The following is a 15,833-nucleotide window of genomic DNA, read 5'->3' on the forward strand; positions in this document are numbered from 1 at the left end:
AGGATGCTGGCAAGCGCTATCCAAATGTCCTGGCGCTGGTGCCGTCAGCGGGATGGGGAGCCTGGGTCGGCACGCTGCCGGACCCACCGCGCTTGACCAGACCCGGTGAGGTGGGCACCATGAGCCGCATGCCGTTTCATACAGCGCGGCATCAGGAATGGAAGCCTGAATAGAATCGGGGGATATCATCCCAATGCCACGCTATAGCTACGCCTATCAGGGCAGGTTATGGCAGGGAGGCCTTTGGCCTGCTGGCTCCGATTCGCCTGCCTTCCAACCCTGTCATATGCCTGCCCATCGTGATTGGAAGCGGGATGGCAGGCTCATTTTGGATCGGAGCCCGTCATGCCACTATTGTCAGTTCTGTCCCTGCTTTCCAAACCGCCTCCGTCCAAGGAGGCCGCTGAATCCTCAGCCGCCAGCCCGGCTGTCAGCCGTCTGATCAAGACCGTCAAACATCTGCAAGACCAACGTTCGGAAAATGCCGCGCTTGCCGCCATTGATCCGGCTTTGCTTCATTTAGCCCGCTGCTGCCAGCATTACGACGATATCGCCGAAGAGCTGCGCCAATGCCATGAGGCCTTGGGCGCGCTGCTGTTGATGCTGCGTCACACCGAAAACGCGCAAGTGCGCGGCAAGGCGTTGTGGGCTTTGCTGGAGCCTTTGCAGCAGCGTTTGCAGGGGGCAACGGAACATCTGGAGACGGTGACGTCCTGAATCCGTGCGGCCGGATAGCGCGCGCTCAGGCCAGCATGTGTTCCGGGTCGAAGTCCGGATTCAGCCGCGCGCTCAGCACATGGTCGCGCCAGCCGCCGTTCAGATAGAGGTAGTTCTTGGCGTGGCCTTCAATCTCGAAGCCCAGGCGCTTGAGCAGGCCGGCGCTGCGCAGATTGTGCGGCTGGTAGTTGGCCTGGACCCGGTGCAGCCTGAGGGTGTCGAAGGCGCAGCGTATCACCGCTTCCAGCGCTTCGCGCATCAGGCCCTGGCCCTGGCAGTGCTGGTCCAGCCCATAGCCCAGGTGGCAGGACTGAAAGGCGCCGCGGCTGATATTGCTGAGGCCGATGCTGCCGATCACCCGTTCCGGCTCGGCGTGCAGTGCCAGCAGGAAGCGGCCGCCGCGGCCTTCTTCCCAGTCGCGCGCGCGTTGGCGCAGCTGCATGGTCCAGTACAGCTCGGTGAAGAACATGTCGCCGGGCTTGGGGTCCCAGGGTTCGAAGTGCTGGCGGTTACGGACGTGGAAATCCAGCATCGCGCGCGCCTGCGCCGGCTGGGCCGGCAACAGCAGCAGGCGCGGCGTGCTGAGAGTGGGTTGGGCGATGGGCATGCGGATCAGGTGTTGGCGGGAAAGGCGATCTCGGCCGCCGCGCGCGTCAGGATGGGCACGCCGAAGCTGCCCAGCTTGGGTAGGGTGGCGTTTTCATGGGCGCGAATCTGGGCGGCGCTGGCGTGGTCCTTGTCGTGGGTGGTGTGCGCGTCGCTGGCCAGGATGATGGCGTAGCCGTGGGCGGCCGCGCTGCGGGTGGTGGTGTCGATGCAGAATTCGCTGGCGTAGCCGGCGATGACCAGTTGGCCGACGCCCCATTGTTGCAGTTGCTGATGCAGGCCGGTGCGCAGGAAGGAGTCCGGCGCGGTCTTGCGCAGGTAGTGGTCGTCCGGCTGGGCGTCCAGGCCGCGGGCCAATTGCCATTCCGCCGAGCCGTGGGTCAGCGGCGCGCTGGCGCGTTCGTGTTGAACCCACACCACCGGCGTTCCGGCCGCGCGCGCGGCGGCGGCCAGTTGATTGAGGCGGGCGATGACGGCGTCGGCCTGGTCGGCGCGGGGTTCGTGGTCGAACATGCCGCTTTGCACGTCGATGATCAGCAGGGCGGTTTTCATCGGGGTTTCCTGTCGCGGGATTGAGTCGCCAATGTCATATGAAACGCGGCAAAAAGCAAGCCCCGCCGGGGCGGGGCTTGGAGCTTGTTCAAAGTCTAGCGAGCTAGAGCGAGACAAGGCGACAACAGCTGAAGAAGCGGAATGTACATGTGGTACATGAGCATTCTGAAGCTGTACTCACCGCGCTACGTGTCACGACGCGCAGCAGACTTTCAACAGGCGCTTAGAACGTGTTTACGATCTCGCGAGCTAAGGCGAGACAAGGCGAAAACCGCTGAAGAAGCGGAATGTACAAGTAGTACATGAGCATTCTGAAGCGGTTTTCAACGCCGTATCGCCGACGCGTAGCAGATCGTAAGCAGGTTCTCAGGCGGTCAGCCTGTCCAGCGCTTCCCTATACTTGGCCGCGGTCTTCTCGCGCACCTCCAGCGGCACCGTCGGTGCCGGCGCCTGCTTGTTCCAGCCGGAGGCTTCCAGCCAGTCGCGCACGAACTGCTTGTCGAAGGACGGCGGGTTGCCGCCCGGCGCGTAGCTGTCCGCCGGCCAGAAGCGGCTGGAGTCCGGGGTCAGCGCCTCGTCCATCAGCGTCAGTACGCCGTTTTCGTCCAGGCCGAACTCGAACTTGGTGTCGCAGATGATGATGCCGCGGCTGGCGGCGAATTCGGCGGCGGCGCGGTAGAGCTTGATCGCGGTGTCGCGCACCTGGGCGGCCAGTTCGGCGCCGACGATTTCTTCGCAGCGCTGGTAGCTGATGTTTTCGTCGTGGTCGCCCACCGCCGCCTTGGTGGACGGGGTGAAGATGGGTTCGGGCAGCTTGTCGGCCTCGCGCAGGCCGGCCGGCAGCGCCAGGCCGCAGACGGTGCCGCTCTGGCGGTATTCCTTCCAGCCGGAGCCGGCCAGGTAGCCGCGTACCACGGCTTCGATCGGCACCGGTTTCAGGCGCTTGGCCACCACGGCGCGGCCGGTCACTTGCGGCAGGTCGGCGGCGGAGACCACGTCTTCCGGCGCGTCGCCGGTCAGGTGGCAGGGCACCAGCTCTTTGAGCTTGTCGAACCAGAAGTTGGAGATGGCGGTGAGGATCTGGCCCTTGCCGGGGATGGGGTCGTCCAGGATCACGTCGAAGGCGGACAGCCGGTCGGTGGCGATCATCAGCATGCGCTGGTCGTCGATCTCGTACAGGTCGCGGACCTTGCCGGAGTAGATTTTCTTCAAGCTGGTCAGTTGGGTGGTGTTGAGTCCGGTCATCGGAAATCCTCGGTGGAGCGGGCAATGTGTTTCAAGGCTTCGCGCCGGCTGAGCCCGGATAGCGGCGTGGCCGCGACAAAGGCGCGCACGGCGTCGGCGTCGGTGTAAGCGTATTCGCGCAAGGCCCAGCCTATGGCCTTGCGAATGAAGAATTCGGCGTCGCCGGCATTGGCGGCGCAGTAGCGGAACAGGCGTTCGGCGTCGGTATCGGTTTTCCAGTACAGCTGGTGCAGGATGGCGACGCGGCGCAGCCAGAAGTCGGCGTCGCCGCTGAGCGCGTCCATATCGTGTTGCAAGTCCCGGTGTTGGCGTACCAGTGTGCCGACCACCCAGGCGGCCAAGCCGTCCACGCAGTCCCACCAGGGCTTGGCGGCGGCCAGCGTCAGCAGCCGCGGCAGGCTGGCGGCGGGCAGTGTCTCGGCGCGCGCGCTCAGCAGGTCCACCGCCGCGTATTGGAATTCGCGTTCCGGTTGCCGCCACAGTTGTTCGGCCAGGTCCAGGCAGTATTCCGCGGTTTGGGTCTTCAGCGCGCGGATCCAGGGCGTGGACACCTTGCGGCGCGCCGGCGTGGGCACGCCGAGAAAGTCGAACTGTTCGCGCATATAGGCGCGCATCGGCGCGGCCTGTTCCGGGACGGCGACGGCGCTCAGTCCGGCGCGCAGCGCGGCGATGTCGGCGTTCATGCGGACGCCTCGTCGAAGAAGCGCATGCCGGCGTAAGGCCGGGCGCGGCAGGCGGCCAGCCGCGAGGCCAGGCTGCCGACGTGCAGCTCGAGCTGATGGCCGTCCGGGTCCAGGAAGTAGAGCGAGTCGCCTTCGCTGCGGTTGTCCCGCCATTGGCGGACGCCGGCGGCGGCCAGGCGTTCGCGCCAGGCCGGGAAGTCGGCGGCGTCCACGCCGAAGGCGTAATGGGTGTAGCCGGGGGCTGGCGCGGCGGCCGGGTCCAAGGACAGGCACAGCCACAGGCCGTCCAGGCTCAGATAGCCGCCGCCGTCCCAGCGCGCGTGGGGCTGGCAGCCCAGGGTGAGGGTGTAGAAGTCCCAGGCGCGCTCCAGATCGCGCACCGCCAGGGTCAGGTGATTCAGTCCGTTCAGCTTCATGGCGAAAAAATGGCGAAGCCGGAAAGCTTCGCCATGTGCTTACAAGGTATCCTTCAAGGCCCGGGCCTGATCCAAGGCTTCGTCGGCCGTGGCCGCCATCACATTGAAGTGGCCCATCTTGCGGCCGGGGCGCGCGCTTTTCTTGCCGTACAGATGCAGTTGGGCGTTGGGCGCTTCCGCCAGCACGTCCCAATTGGGCTGGGCGCCGTTGTCCTTCCACACATCGCCCAGCAGATTGACCATCACCACCGGGCTGAGCAGGTCGGTGCGGCCCGGCAGCAGGCCGCACATCGCGCGCACCTGTTGCTGGAACTGGTCGGTCAGACAGGCGGTGAGCGTGTAATGGCCGGAGTTGTGCGGCCGCGGCGCGATTTCGTTGACCACCAGGCTGTCGTCGGCCAGCACGAAGAATTCCACCGCCAGCACGCCAACGTAGTCCAGCGCCTCGGCCAGCCGCAGCGCCATCGCTTGCGCTTCGGCCGCCAGCGCCGGCTTGATGCGCGCCGGCACGATGGATTCGTCCAGGATGCCGTCGGCGTGGAGGTTCTCGGCCACCGGGAACACCGCGCTCTGGGTGGCGCTGACCCGGGTGACGATGGCGGACACTTCCAGTTGCAGGTCCAGCATCTTTTCCAGCACGCAGGGCTGGCCGCCCAGGTTGGCGTAGGCGGCGCGCGCTTCGGCGGCGGTGCTCACCCGCGCCTGGCCTTTGCCGTCGTAGCCCAGGCGCGCGGTTTTCAGGATGCCGGGCAGATAGGGCGCGAGTTCGACCTGGATGTCTTCCACGCTCTGGATGGCCAGATAGGGCGCGGTGGGCAGGCCGGCCTTGGCGATCCAGGCCTTTTCCACGATGCGGTCCTGGGCGATGGCGACGCAGTCGCCGGACGGGGACACGCGGGTGGTCTTGGCCAGCAGGCGCATCGCGTCGGCGTTGACGTTCTCGAATTCAGTGGTGACGGCGGCGCAGCTCTTGGCCAGGTCTTCCAGCGCGGCCGGATCGTTGAACGGCGCGCACAGGTGGCGGTCGGCGAACTCGGCCGCCGGCGCGGCTTCGTCCGGGTCCAGCACGGTGACGCGGTAGCCCATGGTCTTGGCGGCCACGGCGAACATGCGGCCCAGTTGGCCGCCGCCCAGGATGCCCAGCATTGCCGGGGGCAGGATGGCGGCCATTATTCGATCTCCGGCAGGGTCATCGCCAGCACGGTTTCTTCTTGCTTGCGGCGGAAGGCGACCAGTTGTTCCGCCAGTTCCGGGCGGGTGGTGGCCAGCATGGCCACGGCGAACAGCGCGGCGTTGGCGGCGCCGGCCTCGCCGATGGCGAAGGTGGCCACCGGGATGCCCTTGGGCATTTGCACGATGGAGAGCAGCGAATCCTCGCCGCGCAGGTATTTGGACGGCACCGGCACGCCCAGCACCGGCACATGGGTCTTGGCGGCCAGCATGCCCGGTAGGTGGGCGGCGCCGCCGGCGCCGGCGATGATGGCCTTCAGGCCGCGCTCGGCAGCGGTTTCTGCGTATTGGAACAGCAGGTCGGGAGTACGGTGGGCGGAGACGACGCGGGTTTCACAGACGATGCCGAAGTCCTTGAGCACGCGGGCGGCGTTCTGCATGACTTCCCAATCGCTGTTGCTACCCATCACGATGCCGACTTCAATCATGGCGGAGAAGCTCGCTGGTTGAGGCTAAAGCCGGGATTTTACCCGATTGGGGCCTGCTGCCGTTATGGTTTTTTATTTTGACATCAAGGTACTTAGGGCATATCACATCAGCCGCGGATAAGTGAACAGAATCAGGTGCACAGCGTTGAAGGCGACATGGGCCAGCGTCGCCCACAAGACCTGGCGGGTGGCGGCGTAGACCAGGCCGTAACCCAGGCCGGCCAGGGTGGCGAGACCCACCCAGACCCAGCCGCCGGCGACGTGGACCAGGCCGAAGGCCACCGCGGCCGCCATCAGGGCGGGAAAGGGTTCGGTGCGCAGTTCCAGCCAGCGTTGCAGGCCGGCGCGGAAGAAGGCTTCCTCGGCCAGCGAGACCAGGAAGAAGTTGGCGAACAGCCAGGGCAGCAGCCAATGCGGCCACTTTGGCGCCCAGGCGATGACGCCGGCCACGCTGGCCAGGCCCAGCACGACCAGCAACAGCAGCGCGCCGACGCCGGCGGCGGCCACGCCCCAGCGCCGCTGCGGCTGCGGGCTGGCGGCCAGTACCATCAGCAGCAGCCAGCCGGCGGCGCCCTTGTCATAGCTCCAGTACAGCCGGTAGGGCGCGCTGTCCGGCGTGCTCAGCCCTTGCCACAGCAGCGGGTTGTTGAAGCCGGGCAGCGCGTGCAGCGCCAGCGCCAGCAGCAGCGCGATCCAGACCAGCCACAGTTCCGGCCGCCGATAGTGGCGCGCGGCCAGGCTGACGCCGAGGGCGGCGGCGAGCGCGACCGCGCCCAAGGGCTGCACCAGGCCGCTGGCGACGGCGACGCCGACGCTGGACAGCGCGGCCAGCCGCGAAGGCCAGCTCAGGCGCAGGCTTTCCGCCAGCAGCGCCAGCGCCAGCAGGGCGAAGGCGGCCAGGGTGAGGGTGTCGGGCAGGGGCATGGCGGGCTCGCGGGGGATAGGGGGAAAGGCAATGATACTGAAGCGGGGCGGCGACAAAAAGGCCGCCGGGTGTCCGGCCAGGGCCGGACACGCGACGGCAGAGCGCTCCCGTGCGCAGAGAAAGAGAGTTTTAGTTAGCCTTGGCCGCGCGCACCGCGGCGGCGGCGTCGGTGATGCCGGCGGAGCAACCTTCGCAATCCGCCGCCGGCTGGCGCGCGGTCTTGATCAGCAGATTGCGCACCGCTTTCCAGTTGAGGCCGGGGTTGGCGGACAGCATCAGCGCCACCAGGCCGGAGACATGAGGCGTGGCCATGGAGGTGCCCTGGAAGGCGGCGTAGCTATCCGCGCCCGGCACGGTAGCGCCGCTGTTCAGCGTGGAGTAGATGCCGGGATCGCCGCTGTTGAGGTCGCCGCCCGGCGCGGTGACGGTGGTCATCGCGCCGTAGTTGGAGTAGGAGGCGATGCCGCCGGATTTGCCGTTGGCGGCGACGGTGATCACGCCGGGGCAGCTGGCCGGGTTGGTGTTGCGCGCGTTCTTCATCGCGTTGCCGGCGGCCACCACCACCACGCCGTTGCGGGCGTTGACCTGCTGGATGGCGTCGCGGTAGGTGCGGCTGCACGGCTGGGCGCCGCCCAGCGACATGCTCAGCACCCGCGCCACATTGGCGTTGACCGGCGCGCCGGGCACGGTGGCGCCCACCGCCCACAACATGGCGTCGGCAATGTCCGAGCTGGCGCCGCCGCACTGGCCCAGCACCCGCAGCGGCAGCAGCTTGGACTTGGGCGCCACGCCGGTCAGGCCGTTGCCGTCGCCGGCGGCCGCGGCGATGGTGCCGGCCACGTGAGTGCCGTGCCAGCTGCTATTGCCGGCGCGGCACAGGCTGCCGTCGCTGTAATCGCCCTGGTCCAGGCCGTTGTTGGTGCGCGCGCTTTGCACCGGCTGGCCGTTGCTGTCCAGGAGAGGGCTGCCGTCGGCGTTGGTCTGCGCCACCGCCGGCAGGCGCGCGCGCTTGGCGTCGGAGATGAAGTTGTAGCCCGGCTCCAGCAGATTGGGCTTGATGTCGGCGTGCGGGCGGTAGCCGGTATCCAGCACCGCCACGATGACGCCGGCGCCCTGCGACAGGTCCCAGGCCGCCGGCAGGTTCATCGCGCCCGGTTCGGCGGCGCTGGCCTGCATATCCCATTGCTTGGCCGCGTACAGCGGGCTGCTGGGCAGGTAGTTGGGGCTCATGATGAAGTCCGGCTCGGCGTATTCCACCGCCGGGTCCTGCTGGATCTTGCGCGCCAGCGTTTGCGCCTCGGCCACGCTCAGCGCCTTGCCGCTTTGATAGACATAGGCGCCGGTGCCCATCTGGTGATGGAACTGCAGCGGGCTGCCGCTCAGTTGTTGCACGCGCTGGGTGCGGGCGGCGAAGTCGGCCGGGCGGCTGGACGGGGCGCGGCCGCCGTTGGCGATGCGCGCCTGGGTCAGTTGCACCTGAGAGACGCTGTGGTATTTGACGATGATGCCGGTGATGCCGGCGGCGGAGGGCGCCGCGGCGGCGATGTCGGCGCCGGCGCCGGCCAGCAGCGCGGCGATCAGCAGGGACAGCGAGGTTTTGCGGTTCATGTTCTGTTGCTCCAATGCGGCAATGTCTTAGTTCTTGACGTAGGGGATGGCGGCGAGACCCGCCGGGGCGCTGCCGCCGGCGGACGGGCTGCCCCAGGCGACGAACTTGCCGTCCTTGGCCACGGCGAGGAAGCCGCCGAGCGGGGTGCTGTAGATGGCGCGGATGTTCACCAGGCGCGAGCGGACGGCGGAGCTGTCGCCGCCGTGGGTGGGCGCGCCCCAGGTGACCACGCTGCCGTCGGCCTTCAGCGCGGCGAAGGCGTAGTCGTTGGCGAACACGGCCACCACATCGCGCAGGCGGTGGCGCACCGCGCTGCTGTCGCCGCCGCGCAGTTCATCGCCCCAGGTGACCACGCTGCCATCTTGGCGCAGCGCGGCGAAGGCCAGTTCGGTGGCGGCGATGGAGCTCACGCGGTTGAGCTGGTGTTGCACGCCGCTGGCGTCGTTGCGGGCGCCGTCGCCCCAGGTGACCACGCTGCCGTCCTTGCGCAAGGCGGCGAAGGCGGTCTTGCTGGCGTAGAGCTTGCGGACGCCGGTCAGATTGGCGGCCACCGGGCTGGTGTCGGCGCCGCGGTCGAAGTAGGCGCTGCCTATGGTGGCGACGCTGCCGTCCTGCTTCAGCGCGGCGAAGACGTTGAGGTTGGTCTGCACCGTGCTGACGCCGGCCGGCATCGGTTCGCTGCCGTCGTAGTAGTCGCTGGTCTGGCCATCCCAGTTCAGGCCCCACACCACCACGCTGCCGTCTTTCTTCAGCGCGGCGAAGTTGTAGTCGGTGGCGGCGATGCTGGCCACATTATTGAGCTTGGCCGCCAGCGGCGAGGCGTCGCCGCCGGAATTGGGGTCGCCGAAGGCGAGCACGCTGCCGTCCTTCTTCAGCAGCGCCACCGCGCCCAGATTGTGGCTGACGCTGGCGACATCCTTAAACGCGGCCAGGCGCGCGGCGTCGAAGTAGGAGGAGATGGACTTGGAACCGCCGTTGCCGTCGAAGGTGGTTTCGATATTGCCCCAGCTGCTGGCGCTGCCGTCGCTGTTGAGCGCGACGAAGCCGCGCTTGGTGGGCCACAGCTTGGCGACCTTGCCCAGCGGCGCCACCGGCGAGGTGGCATCGGCGCTGCCTATGCCCACCGGGCCGGCGAAGCTGGCGCCGGAGCCGGCGCGGCCCCAGCCGATGACGGTGCCGTCGGCTTGCAGCGCGGCCATCGCGCGTTCATTGCCGGCCACCGCCACCACGTTTTGCGGTTGGGCGGGCAGGGCCGAGGTATCGCCGCCCAGGCGGCGGCTGCCCCAGACCGCCAGCGTGCGGTCCGCCTTGAGCACGGCGAACACCGACGGCGCGCTGAACACGTTCTGCGGCACCAGGGTCTGGCTGGCGCTGACCCAGCCGCAGCTGACCGAGGCGGTCAGCGGCTGATCCGGCGCGCTGTCATCGGTGCTGAAACCGCGGACGCCATTGCTCCACAGCACTCGGGCTTCGCCCAGGCACAGGCCGCTGGGCACCGCGGTCAGCACGCCGCCGCGGTTGCCGAAGATATCCACCGCCAGGCGGCCGCTGCCGCCATGGTGGCTGGAACCGTCGCCGGGCTGGCTGCCGCTACCGTCGTCTTCGCAGCCGGACAGGCCGCCAATCAGCCCGATACTGATTGCCATCACGCCTAGCCGGAACCAGCGGGTTCCGGCATGTTGTGTGTTTCTCATCACAGATAACTCCTTGATAGACATTATTTATTTATGTTTTTCGCCGAGCGGTATAACCCGGACGGAATATATTGTCATGCAATAAGCATGTTTTGAAGAAAAAACACATGTGGAAGGCGATGCGGCGCGCGATGGAAATCAGGGATGACGACGTAGTATTGCGCCGTTTTGGTGCATGAGAGCGCCAACTATATGGTTATAATTATTTGTGTTTAAATTTTATACTTGAAAATCAGCGGCTTGGGCAGGGCGGGAAATGGCGGGGACGATAAAGCCGGCCACACGGGCCGGCGTCAAAATGGGGCATGGCGGCCGGAGGGAGACCGGCCGGAGTGTTACATTTTTGCCAGTTGCTGGCGGGCTTTCTGCGCGGAGTCGCTCTTGGGATAGAGCTTGATCAGGCGTTTATAGGTGGTCTTGGCCTGATCCATCTGCCCCAGGTCGCGCTGGCAGTTGCCGATATTGCGCAGGGCTTCCGGCGCGAAGTGATGATCGGGGAATTGCTCGACGAAGCGGCGGTGGATGTCGATGGCGGCGTCGTATTGGCGCAGCGCGGTATGGGACACGCCCAACCAGTAAGTGGCTTCCGCCACTTGCGGCGCTTGCGGGTTTTGCTCGATGAAGCTGCGCAGCGCGTCGGCGGCCTTGGCGAAATCGCGGGCGCGCAGCAGGTTCAGCGCCTTGTCGTAATCCGGGCTGGTGGCCGCGCCGCCATCCGCGGCAGCCGAGGCGTCGCCGTGCGGAGCCGCAGCCGGCTTGGCGCCGCTGTTCTCCAGATGGCCGAGCCGGCCATCCAGATCGTTGTACAGATCGTTCTGGCGTTTCTGCGTGGTTTGCAGATTGTAGTTCAGCACTTCCACATCGCCGCGCAGCTTGGCCACTTCGGCCTTCATCGCTTCCAGCTGGCTGACCATTTCCAGCAGCTTTTCATTGGAAAGCTTGCTTTCCACTTCATTGAGCCGGGTGGACGCCTGGCGGTTGACTTGGTCCAGCTGGCGGCGGGTTTCTTCCAGATCGCCGGTGGTGGCGCAGCCGGTAAGAAACAGCAGCAGCGCGCTGCAAAGGGTGAGCCGTTTCATGGTTGTCCCGGGATGTCCCGCCGTCCGGCCCGGAGGCGACGACGCGATGATGGGTGGAAAAGTATTCAGCCGGATATCTTAACGGCAAGCGCGTGAAAGCGCATCCGCCCGATGTCCGGCTGTAAACGCCGGCCCAGAGGGCTGGCGTCGTAAAACAGACCCAGTGCTTTTAGTGGCCTTGGTACACGATGTCGGCGCGACGGTTCTCGGCGAAGTCGGCGTCGGTGTTGCCGGTGGCGCGCGGTTTTTCCTTGCCGAAGCTGACCGCTTCCAGCTGGCTTTCCTTGGCGCCCAGCACTTCCATCGCCTTCTTCACGCTCTCGGCGCGGCGCTGGCCCAGCGCCAGGTTGTATTCGCGGCTGCCGCGGGCGTCGGTGTTGCCCTGGATGATGACTTTCTTGTCCGCGTTCTGCTTCAGGTAGGCGGAGTGGGTTTCCACTACCGGCTTGCCGTTGGCGTCGACGGAGGAGGAGTCGAAGGCGAAGTAGACGCTGCGCTTGGCCAGCGGGCTGTTGGGATCGTTCAAGGGATCCACGGACACCTGGTTCTGGTTGCCGCTGCCGGTGTCCACCGGCGCGGTGGTCTGCGGCGTGGTCGGCTGCTGGGTGCCGGCGGTGGTGTCGGCCGGCTTGGTGCTGGCGCAGGCGGCCAGCAGGGTTACGGTGGCGGTGCCGAGGACGAGTTGTTTCCAGTTCATAGCAATAGCTCCAATTAAGGATGATTAAATGGGCCCCAAGCCGGGTCCTGTACATCGCCGTTGATCACGGCCAATTTCACTTTGCTGCCGCCATCGGTGGTGGCGGCGTACAACACGCTCTTGCCGCCGGCGTCGCTGGCGTATAGCACCATGCGGCCGTTGGGGGCGAAGCTCGGGCGTTCGTTATAGCCGCCGTCCGACAGCGCGCGGCTGTCGTTGGTGGCCAGGTCCTGCGCCATCACGCGGAAGTTGCCTCCCTCGCGACGGATGAAACTCAGCGTCTTGCCGTCCGGCGACACCTTGGGCGACACATTGTAGCGGCCTTCCCAGGTGACGCGCTGGGCGTTGCCGCCATCGGCGGACACGCGGTAGATCTGCGGGCCGCCGGCGCGGTCGGACACGAAATACAGGCTGCCGCCGTCCGGGCTCCAGGTGGGCTCGGTGTCGATGCCGCCGTTGTACATCAGCCGGCGCGCGCCGCCGCCGTTGGCGTTGATCACGTAGATCTGCGAATTGCCGCTGGTGGTCAGCACCACCGCCAGCTTGCTGCCGTCCGGGCTCCAGGCCGGGGCGGAGTTGCTGCCCTTGAAGTTGGCCGCGGCGAAACGCTGGCCGGTGGCCAGGCTCTGCACCCAGACCACCGGTTTCTTGCTTTCAAACGACACATAGGCGATGCGTCCGCCATCCGGGCTCCAGCTTGGGGAGATGATGGGCTCCCTGGAGCGCAGAATGGTCTGGGCGCGGCCGCCGTCCACATCGGCCACTTGCAACAGATAGCTGCCGCCGGTTTTCAACACATAGACGATGCGGGTGTTGAAGAAGCCTTTCTGGCCGGTGATCGCCTCGTAAATCATGTCGGCGATCGCGTGCGCCACCTGGCGTGTGCGGTCCGGGGTGACGGTGAATTCGCCGCCGGTCAGCTGTTTCTTCTGCGCGGCGTCCATCAGCCGGAAACTGATCTTCAGTTGGCCGCCGCCGGCCGCTTCCACCTTGCCGATGGCGACGGACTGCGCGCCGGCCGCCTGCCACAGCGGGTAGCGGATGTCGGCGGGCTCGAACGGCACATTGGCCACGCCGGCGGTGTCCACCATGCGGAAGGCGCCGGAAATCGTCAGGTCGTTCTTGATCACCGGGCTCAGGCCGCCCTGGGCATTGGCTTCATCCTTGAACGGCACCACCGCGATGGCGTGGCGGTTGGCGCCGCCGCCGACGATCTCGATGGTCATTTCCGCCTGCGCGCCGCCGGCGGCCAACAGGCCCAGCGTGACGAGCAGCATATTCAACAGAGTTTTGAAGCTGGACATTAGTTCCCTCAAGTCAATCAAGTGGCATGCTAAGCCGCGGTGCGCGGCGGCAAGGCCCGTCCCGGCTCCGCCTGCGCTCCGCGCGCGCCTGGTCATGCGTTTGTCTTATGATTTGGGACGGAATTCCATCTTGAATTGCCGATAGCCGTCGTTGAAGCTGGCGCCGGGCGGCAAGGCCGGGAAGGTCTTGGCCTCCCAGATCGCCCTTTGCACCGCGTCGTCATAAGCCTTGCTGCCGCTGCTTTGCAGCAACTGTACCCGGTTTACCTCCAGAGAGGGCAGCAGCGAGACCTGCAGCACCACTTTGGGATTGCCGGACAAGTCCGGCGGCACTTGCACCAGCGGGGTGATCTTGGCCTTGACCCGGCTGATCCAGCCGGCCTTGGCAACGGAGGAGCCGTTGGCGGCGCCGCCGGCCACGCCATTGGGCGAGCCGGCCTGGTCGCTGCGCGCATTGGCCTTGCCGCTGGTGCGCGGGCTGTCCAGGCTGGCCAGCAGATCGTCGGCTTCCGGGTTGTAGGTCTTGGACGGCTTGGGCTTGGCCTGTGGCTTGGCGGCCGGCGCGGGCGCCGTCTTGGCTTCCGGCTTTTTCTCGGCCGGCTTGTCCGCTTTTTTCGCTTCGGGCTTTTTCACCGGCTCCGGCTTGGGTTCCGGCTTAGGCTCGGGTTTGGGCTCAGGCTTGAATTTGGGCGGCTCCGGCGGTTTCTTGTTGCGGCCCAGGTTGACGTCGGCCGGCGGCTCCGCCACGGCGGGGCGCGGCGGTTCCACCACCGGCGGCGCGGGCTTGGGCTCGGCCACGACGCTGGGCGGGGGCGGCGGCGGCGCGGTGGTCCACAGCTCCAGCGCCACCGGCGCCTGTTCCTGCAAGGTCTGGGAATGGAAACCGCCCCACAGCAGCAGGCCGACCACGGCGACGTGCAGCAGCACCGATACGATCAGCGACCAGGGGCGCGGCGAGGTGGACACTGCGGCCATCATCCCTGCTTCTGCTGCTTGACCGTCAGCGCCACGCGCTTGACGCCGGCCTGGTGGAGCTTGTCGGCGATTTGCACCACTTCGGCGTACTTGAGGTTGGCGTCGGCGGATATCGCCACCGGGCGCTCGGCCGCGCCCAAGGCCTGGATTTGCACCGCAAGGTCGGCGACGGAGGCGACGTCGGTCTTGCGGTCGTTGTCTATCAGTTGAATCTTGCCCTGGGCGTCCACGGTCACTTCCAGCGGACGGGTGTCGATGCTGGTGGCCTGGGACACGCTGGGCACTTCGATCACGCCGGGCGTGAACATCGGCGCGGTCACCATGAAGATGACCAGCAGCACCAGCATCACGTCGATATAAGGCACGACGTTCATCTGGTTCATCTGGCGGCGGGGACGGCGATTGAGCATGGAGCGTCTGTTAGCGTTGGCAAGCGGTCATGATACACCGGGCTCCGGCCGGGTGTCCGGGGTAAGCGGGTCAGACCGCGGCGGATCATGAAAAGTTCATGGCCGCGCCGGCCTGGGGGCGCTTAGAACGTGTTTACGATCTAGCGAGCTAAGGCGAGACAAGGCGAAAACGGGCGAAAACGGGCGAAAAAGCGGAATGTACTCGTGGTACATGAGCACTGAGCTTGGTTTCAACGCCCATTTCTATCCATCCCGCCGACGCGCAGCAGATCGTAAACAGGTTCTTAGGCCAGCCGCGTGCACAGGGTCAGCCCATCCCCCACCGGCAGCACGCACATGCGGATGCGCGGGTCGTGCTTCAGGCGGGCGTTGAATTCATGCATCAGGTGCACGCCGGGCGGGTCCTCCGGCTTGGGCTCCACCACGCGGCCGGACAGGAAGATATTGTCGATGGCGATCACGCCGCCGGGGCGCACCAGCTGCAGGCAGGCCTCGTAATAGTCGCGATAGGCGGGTTTGTCCGCGTCGATGAAGGCCAGGTCGTACTGGCCGGCCTGGCCCGCGTCCAACTGCTGGCGCAGGGTGGCGAGCGCCGGCTGCAATACCAGTTCGATGCGCTCGGCGACGCCGGCGCGCGCCCAGTAGTCGCGGGCGACGGCGGTGAAGGTCTCGCTGACGTCGCAGGCCAGCGTGCGGCCGTCTTCCGGCATCGCCAGCGTCACCGCTAGCGCGCTGTAGCCGGTGAACACGCCGATTTCCAGGTAGCGGCGCGCGCCTATCAGCTGCGCCAGCCAGGCCATGAACTGGCCCTGTTCCGGCGCGATCTGCATCTTGGCCATGCGATGGGTGGCGGTGAATTCGCGCAAGTCGCGCATCACTGGGTGTTCGCTGAGGCTGATGCTCAGCAGGTAGTCGTGCAAGGCGCCGTCAAGCGCCACGGTGCGGCTGGTCATGTGTGCTGCAATCCGATGCGGTGCAATCAGAAACGCCCGCGGCGCGGGCGTCGGGTCAGGCGGGAGCCGGGCTTATTCCGGCTGGTAAACGTAGGGCTTCTGCGGCACGCGGGATTCGTCCCAGCGGCGGCGGTCATCCAGGTTTGGCTGGCGGTCCCACAGCGTCAGGCGCAGTTCGCGGCGCTCGCTGTCCACTTCCGGGTGCTGATCCAGGAAACCGTTGATGAACTTGGTGAAATCGGACTGATACATCACATCGTTCCCTCTATGGCTGATGCCGTGATTTTAAACGATAAATCGCGGCTTCGTC

18 protein-coding genes are annotated in these 15,833 nt (G+C 66.5%); 1 reads left to right on the top strand and 17 read right to left on the bottom strand.

From position 1 onward, the window contains the following. Positions 1 to 345 precede the first annotated feature (345 nt). Positions 346 to 717: a hypothetical protein gene (locus VI26_RS02565; protein ID WP_048408153.1), complete on the top strand. Its 372-nt coding sequence runs from the start codon at positions 346 to 348 to the stop codon at positions 715 to 717. A gap of 25 nt (positions 718 to 742) precedes the next feature. On the opposite strand, the gene VI26_RS02570 is transcribed toward VI26_RS02565, so the two are convergent. From VI26_RS02570 to VI26_RS02650, 17 genes are all read right to left on the bottom strand, one after another. Beyond that, positions 743 to 1,324: a GNAT family N-acetyltransferase gene (locus VI26_RS02570; protein WP_048408154.1), complete on the bottom strand. Its 582-nt coding sequence runs from the start codon at positions 1,322 to 1,324 to the stop codon at positions 743 to 745. A gap of 5 nt (positions 1,325 to 1,329) precedes the next feature. Then, entirely contained in the window at positions 1,330 to 1,875 is a 546-nt protein-coding gene (locus VI26_RS02575) for a cysteine hydrolase family protein (protein WP_048408155.1), read from the bottom strand. Positions 1,876 to 2,241: 366 nt separating this feature from the next. Beyond that, positions 2,242 to 3,120 (bottom strand): phosphoribosylaminoimidazolesuccinocarboxamide synthase, encoded by an 879-nt coding sequence (locus VI26_RS02580; protein WP_048408156.1) that lies wholly within the window; start codon positions 3,118 to 3,120, stop codon positions 2,242 to 2,244. Beyond that, on the bottom strand, positions 3,117 to 3,803 hold the full coding sequence (locus VI26_RS02585; RefSeq protein WP_048408157.1) for a DNA alkylation repair protein: 687 nt from the start codon (positions 3,801 to 3,803) through the stop codon (positions 3,117 to 3,119). The genes VI26_RS02580 and VI26_RS02585 overlap by 4 nt, the downstream gene beginning before the upstream one ends. Next, the gene (locus VI26_RS02590) at positions 3,800 to 4,219 is read right to left on the bottom strand and encodes a fosfomycin resistance glutathione transferase (protein WP_048408158.1); all 420 of its coding nucleotides are present in this window, start codon (positions 4,217 to 4,219) and stop codon (positions 3,800 to 3,802) included. The genes VI26_RS02585 and VI26_RS02590 overlap by 4 nt, the downstream gene beginning before the upstream one ends. A gap of 39 nt (positions 4,220 to 4,258) precedes the next feature. Then, the gene (locus VI26_RS02595; protein ID WP_048408159.1) at positions 4,259 to 5,389 is read right to left on the bottom strand and encodes a 5-(carboxyamino)imidazole ribonucleotide synthase; all 1,131 of its coding nucleotides are present in this window, start codon (positions 5,387 to 5,389) and stop codon (positions 4,259 to 4,261) included. Continuing rightward, the gene (gene purE, locus VI26_RS02600) at positions 5,389 to 5,877 is read right to left on the bottom strand and encodes a 5-(carboxyamino)imidazole ribonucleotide mutase (RefSeq protein ID WP_048408160.1); all 489 of its coding nucleotides are present in this window, start codon (positions 5,875 to 5,877) and stop codon (positions 5,389 to 5,391) included. Before purE ends, VI26_RS02595 begins: the two co-directional genes overlap by 1 nt. Before the next feature lie 102 nt (positions 5,878 to 5,979). Further along, positions 5,980 to 6,801: a CPBP family intramembrane glutamic endopeptidase gene (locus VI26_RS02605; protein ID WP_053074188.1), complete on the bottom strand. Its 822-nt coding sequence runs from the start codon at positions 6,799 to 6,801 to the stop codon at positions 5,980 to 5,982. Between the two features lie 130 nt (positions 6,802 to 6,931). After that, the gene (locus tag VI26_RS02610; protein WP_053074189.1) at positions 6,932 to 8,410 is read right to left on the bottom strand and encodes a S8 family peptidase; all 1,479 of its coding nucleotides are present in this window, start codon (positions 8,408 to 8,410) and stop codon (positions 6,932 to 6,934) included. A 27-nt stretch (positions 8,411 to 8,437) separates the two neighbouring features. Beyond that, entirely contained in the window at positions 8,438 to 10,105 is a 1,668-nt protein-coding gene (locus VI26_RS02615) for a hypothetical protein (protein ID WP_197081354.1), read from the bottom strand. Positions 10,106 to 10,440: 335 nt separating this feature from the next. Beyond that, positions 10,441 to 11,184: a tol-pal system protein YbgF gene (gene ybgF / locus VI26_RS02620; RefSeq protein WP_048408163.1), complete on the bottom strand. Its 744-nt coding sequence runs from the start codon at positions 11,182 to 11,184 to the stop codon at positions 10,441 to 10,443. Between the two features lie 169 nt (positions 11,185 to 11,353). Beyond that, the gene (pal, locus tag VI26_RS02625; protein ID WP_048408164.1) at positions 11,354 to 11,881 is read right to left on the bottom strand and encodes a peptidoglycan-associated lipoprotein Pal; all 528 of its coding nucleotides are present in this window, start codon (positions 11,879 to 11,881) and stop codon (positions 11,354 to 11,356) included. Between the two features lie 14 nt (positions 11,882 to 11,895). Then, positions 11,896 to 13,185: a Tol-Pal system beta propeller repeat protein TolB gene (tolB, locus tag VI26_RS02630; protein ID WP_082150845.1), complete on the bottom strand. Its 1,290-nt coding sequence runs from the start codon at positions 13,183 to 13,185 to the stop codon at positions 11,896 to 11,898. Between the two features lie 105 nt (positions 13,186 to 13,290). Then, positions 13,291 to 14,163 carry an energy transducer TonB gene (locus tag VI26_RS02635; protein ID WP_048408165.1) on the bottom strand — a complete coding sequence of 291 codons (873 nt, stop codon included), beginning with the start codon at positions 14,161 to 14,163 and terminating at the stop codon, positions 13,291 to 13,293. Beyond that, positions 14,160 to 14,570, bottom strand: coding sequence for a biopolymer transporter ExbD (locus tag VI26_RS02640; RefSeq protein WP_048408166.1), 411 nt, complete (start codon positions 14,568 to 14,570; stop codon positions 14,160 to 14,162). The genes VI26_RS02635 and VI26_RS02640 overlap by 4 nt, the downstream gene beginning before the upstream one ends. A gap of 284 nt (positions 14,571 to 14,854) precedes the next feature. Then, positions 14,855 to 15,523, bottom strand: a complete 669-nt coding sequence (locus VI26_RS02645; protein ID WP_048408167.1) for a class I SAM-dependent methyltransferase — start codon at positions 15,521 to 15,523, stop codon at positions 14,855 to 14,857. Positions 15,524 to 15,595: 72 nt separating this feature from the next. Next, positions 15,596 to 15,775: a DUF3460 family protein gene (locus tag VI26_RS02650; RefSeq protein WP_048408168.1), complete on the bottom strand. Its 180-nt coding sequence runs from the start codon at positions 15,773 to 15,775 to the stop codon at positions 15,596 to 15,598. Positions 15,776 to 15,833 lie beyond the last annotated feature (58 nt).

Origin of the sequence: Chromobacterium sp. LK1 (assembly GCF_001043555.1) — a bacterium.
GTDB lineage: Bacteria > Pseudomonadota > Gammaproteobacteria > Burkholderiales > Chromobacteriaceae > Chromobacterium > Chromobacterium aquaticum.

Bases quoted from the DNA above. Each gene is read 5' to 3' on its own strand.
- VI26_RS02565 (WP_048408153.1), top strand. From the start codon at position 346: ATGCCACTATTGTCAGTTCTGTCCCTGCTTTCCAAACCGCCTCCGTCC.
- VI26_RS02570 (WP_048408154.1), bottom strand. From the start codon at position 1,324: ATGCCCATCGCCCAACCCACTCTCAGCACGCCGCGCCTGCTGCTGTTG.
- VI26_RS02575 (WP_048408155.1), bottom strand. From the start codon at position 1,875: ATGAAAACCGCCCTGCTGATCATCGACGTGCAAAGCGGCATGTTCGAC.
- VI26_RS02580 (WP_048408156.1), bottom strand. From the start codon at position 3,120: ATGACCGGACTCAACACCACCCAACTGACCAGCTTGAAGAAAATCTAC.
- VI26_RS02585 (WP_048408157.1), bottom strand. From the start codon at position 3,803: ATGAACGCCGACATCGCCGCGCTGCGCGCCGGACTGAGCGCCGTCGCC.
- VI26_RS02590 (WP_048408158.1), bottom strand. From the start codon at position 4,219: ATGAAGCTGAACGGACTGAATCACCTGACCCTGGCGGTGCGCGATCTG.
- VI26_RS02595 (WP_048408159.1), bottom strand. From the start codon at position 5,389: ATGGCCGCCATCCTGCCCCCGGCAATGCTGGGCATCCTGGGCGGCGGC.
- purE (WP_048408160.1), bottom strand. From the start codon at position 5,877: ATGATTGAAGTCGGCATCGTGATGGGTAGCAACAGCGATTGGGAAGTC.
- VI26_RS02605 (WP_053074188.1), bottom strand. From the start codon at position 6,801: ATGCCCCTGCCCGACACCCTCACCCTGGCCGCCTTCGCCCTGCTGGCG.
- VI26_RS02610 (WP_053074189.1), bottom strand. From the start codon at position 8,410: ATGAACCGCAAAACCTCGCTGTCCCTGCTGATCGCCGCGCTGCTGGCC.
- VI26_RS02615 (WP_197081354.1), bottom strand. From the start codon at position 10,105: ATGAGAAACACACAACATGCCGGAACCCGCTGGTTCCGGCTAGGCGTG.
- ybgF (WP_048408163.1), bottom strand. From the start codon at position 11,184: ATGAAACGGCTCACCCTTTGCAGCGCGCTGCTGCTGTTTCTTACCGGC.
- pal (WP_048408164.1), bottom strand. From the start codon at position 11,881: ATGAACTGGAAACAACTCGTCCTCGGCACCGCCACCGTAACCCTGCTG.
- tolB (WP_082150845.1), bottom strand. From the start codon at position 13,185: ATGTCCAGCTTCAAAACTCTGTTGAATATGCTGCTCGTCACGCTGGGC.
- VI26_RS02635 (WP_048408165.1), bottom strand. From the start codon at position 14,163: ATGATGGCCGCAGTGTCCACCTCGCCGCGCCCCTGGTCGCTGATCGTA.
- VI26_RS02640 (WP_048408166.1), bottom strand. From the start codon at position 14,570: ATGCTCAATCGCCGTCCCCGCCGCCAGATGAACCAGATGAACGTCGTG.
- VI26_RS02645 (WP_048408167.1), bottom strand. From the start codon at position 15,523: ATGACCAGCCGCACCGTGGCGCTTGACGGCGCCTTGCACGACTACCTG.
- VI26_RS02650 (WP_048408168.1), bottom strand. From the start codon at position 15,775: ATGTATCAGTCCGATTTCACCAAGTTCATCAACGGTTTCCTGGATCAG.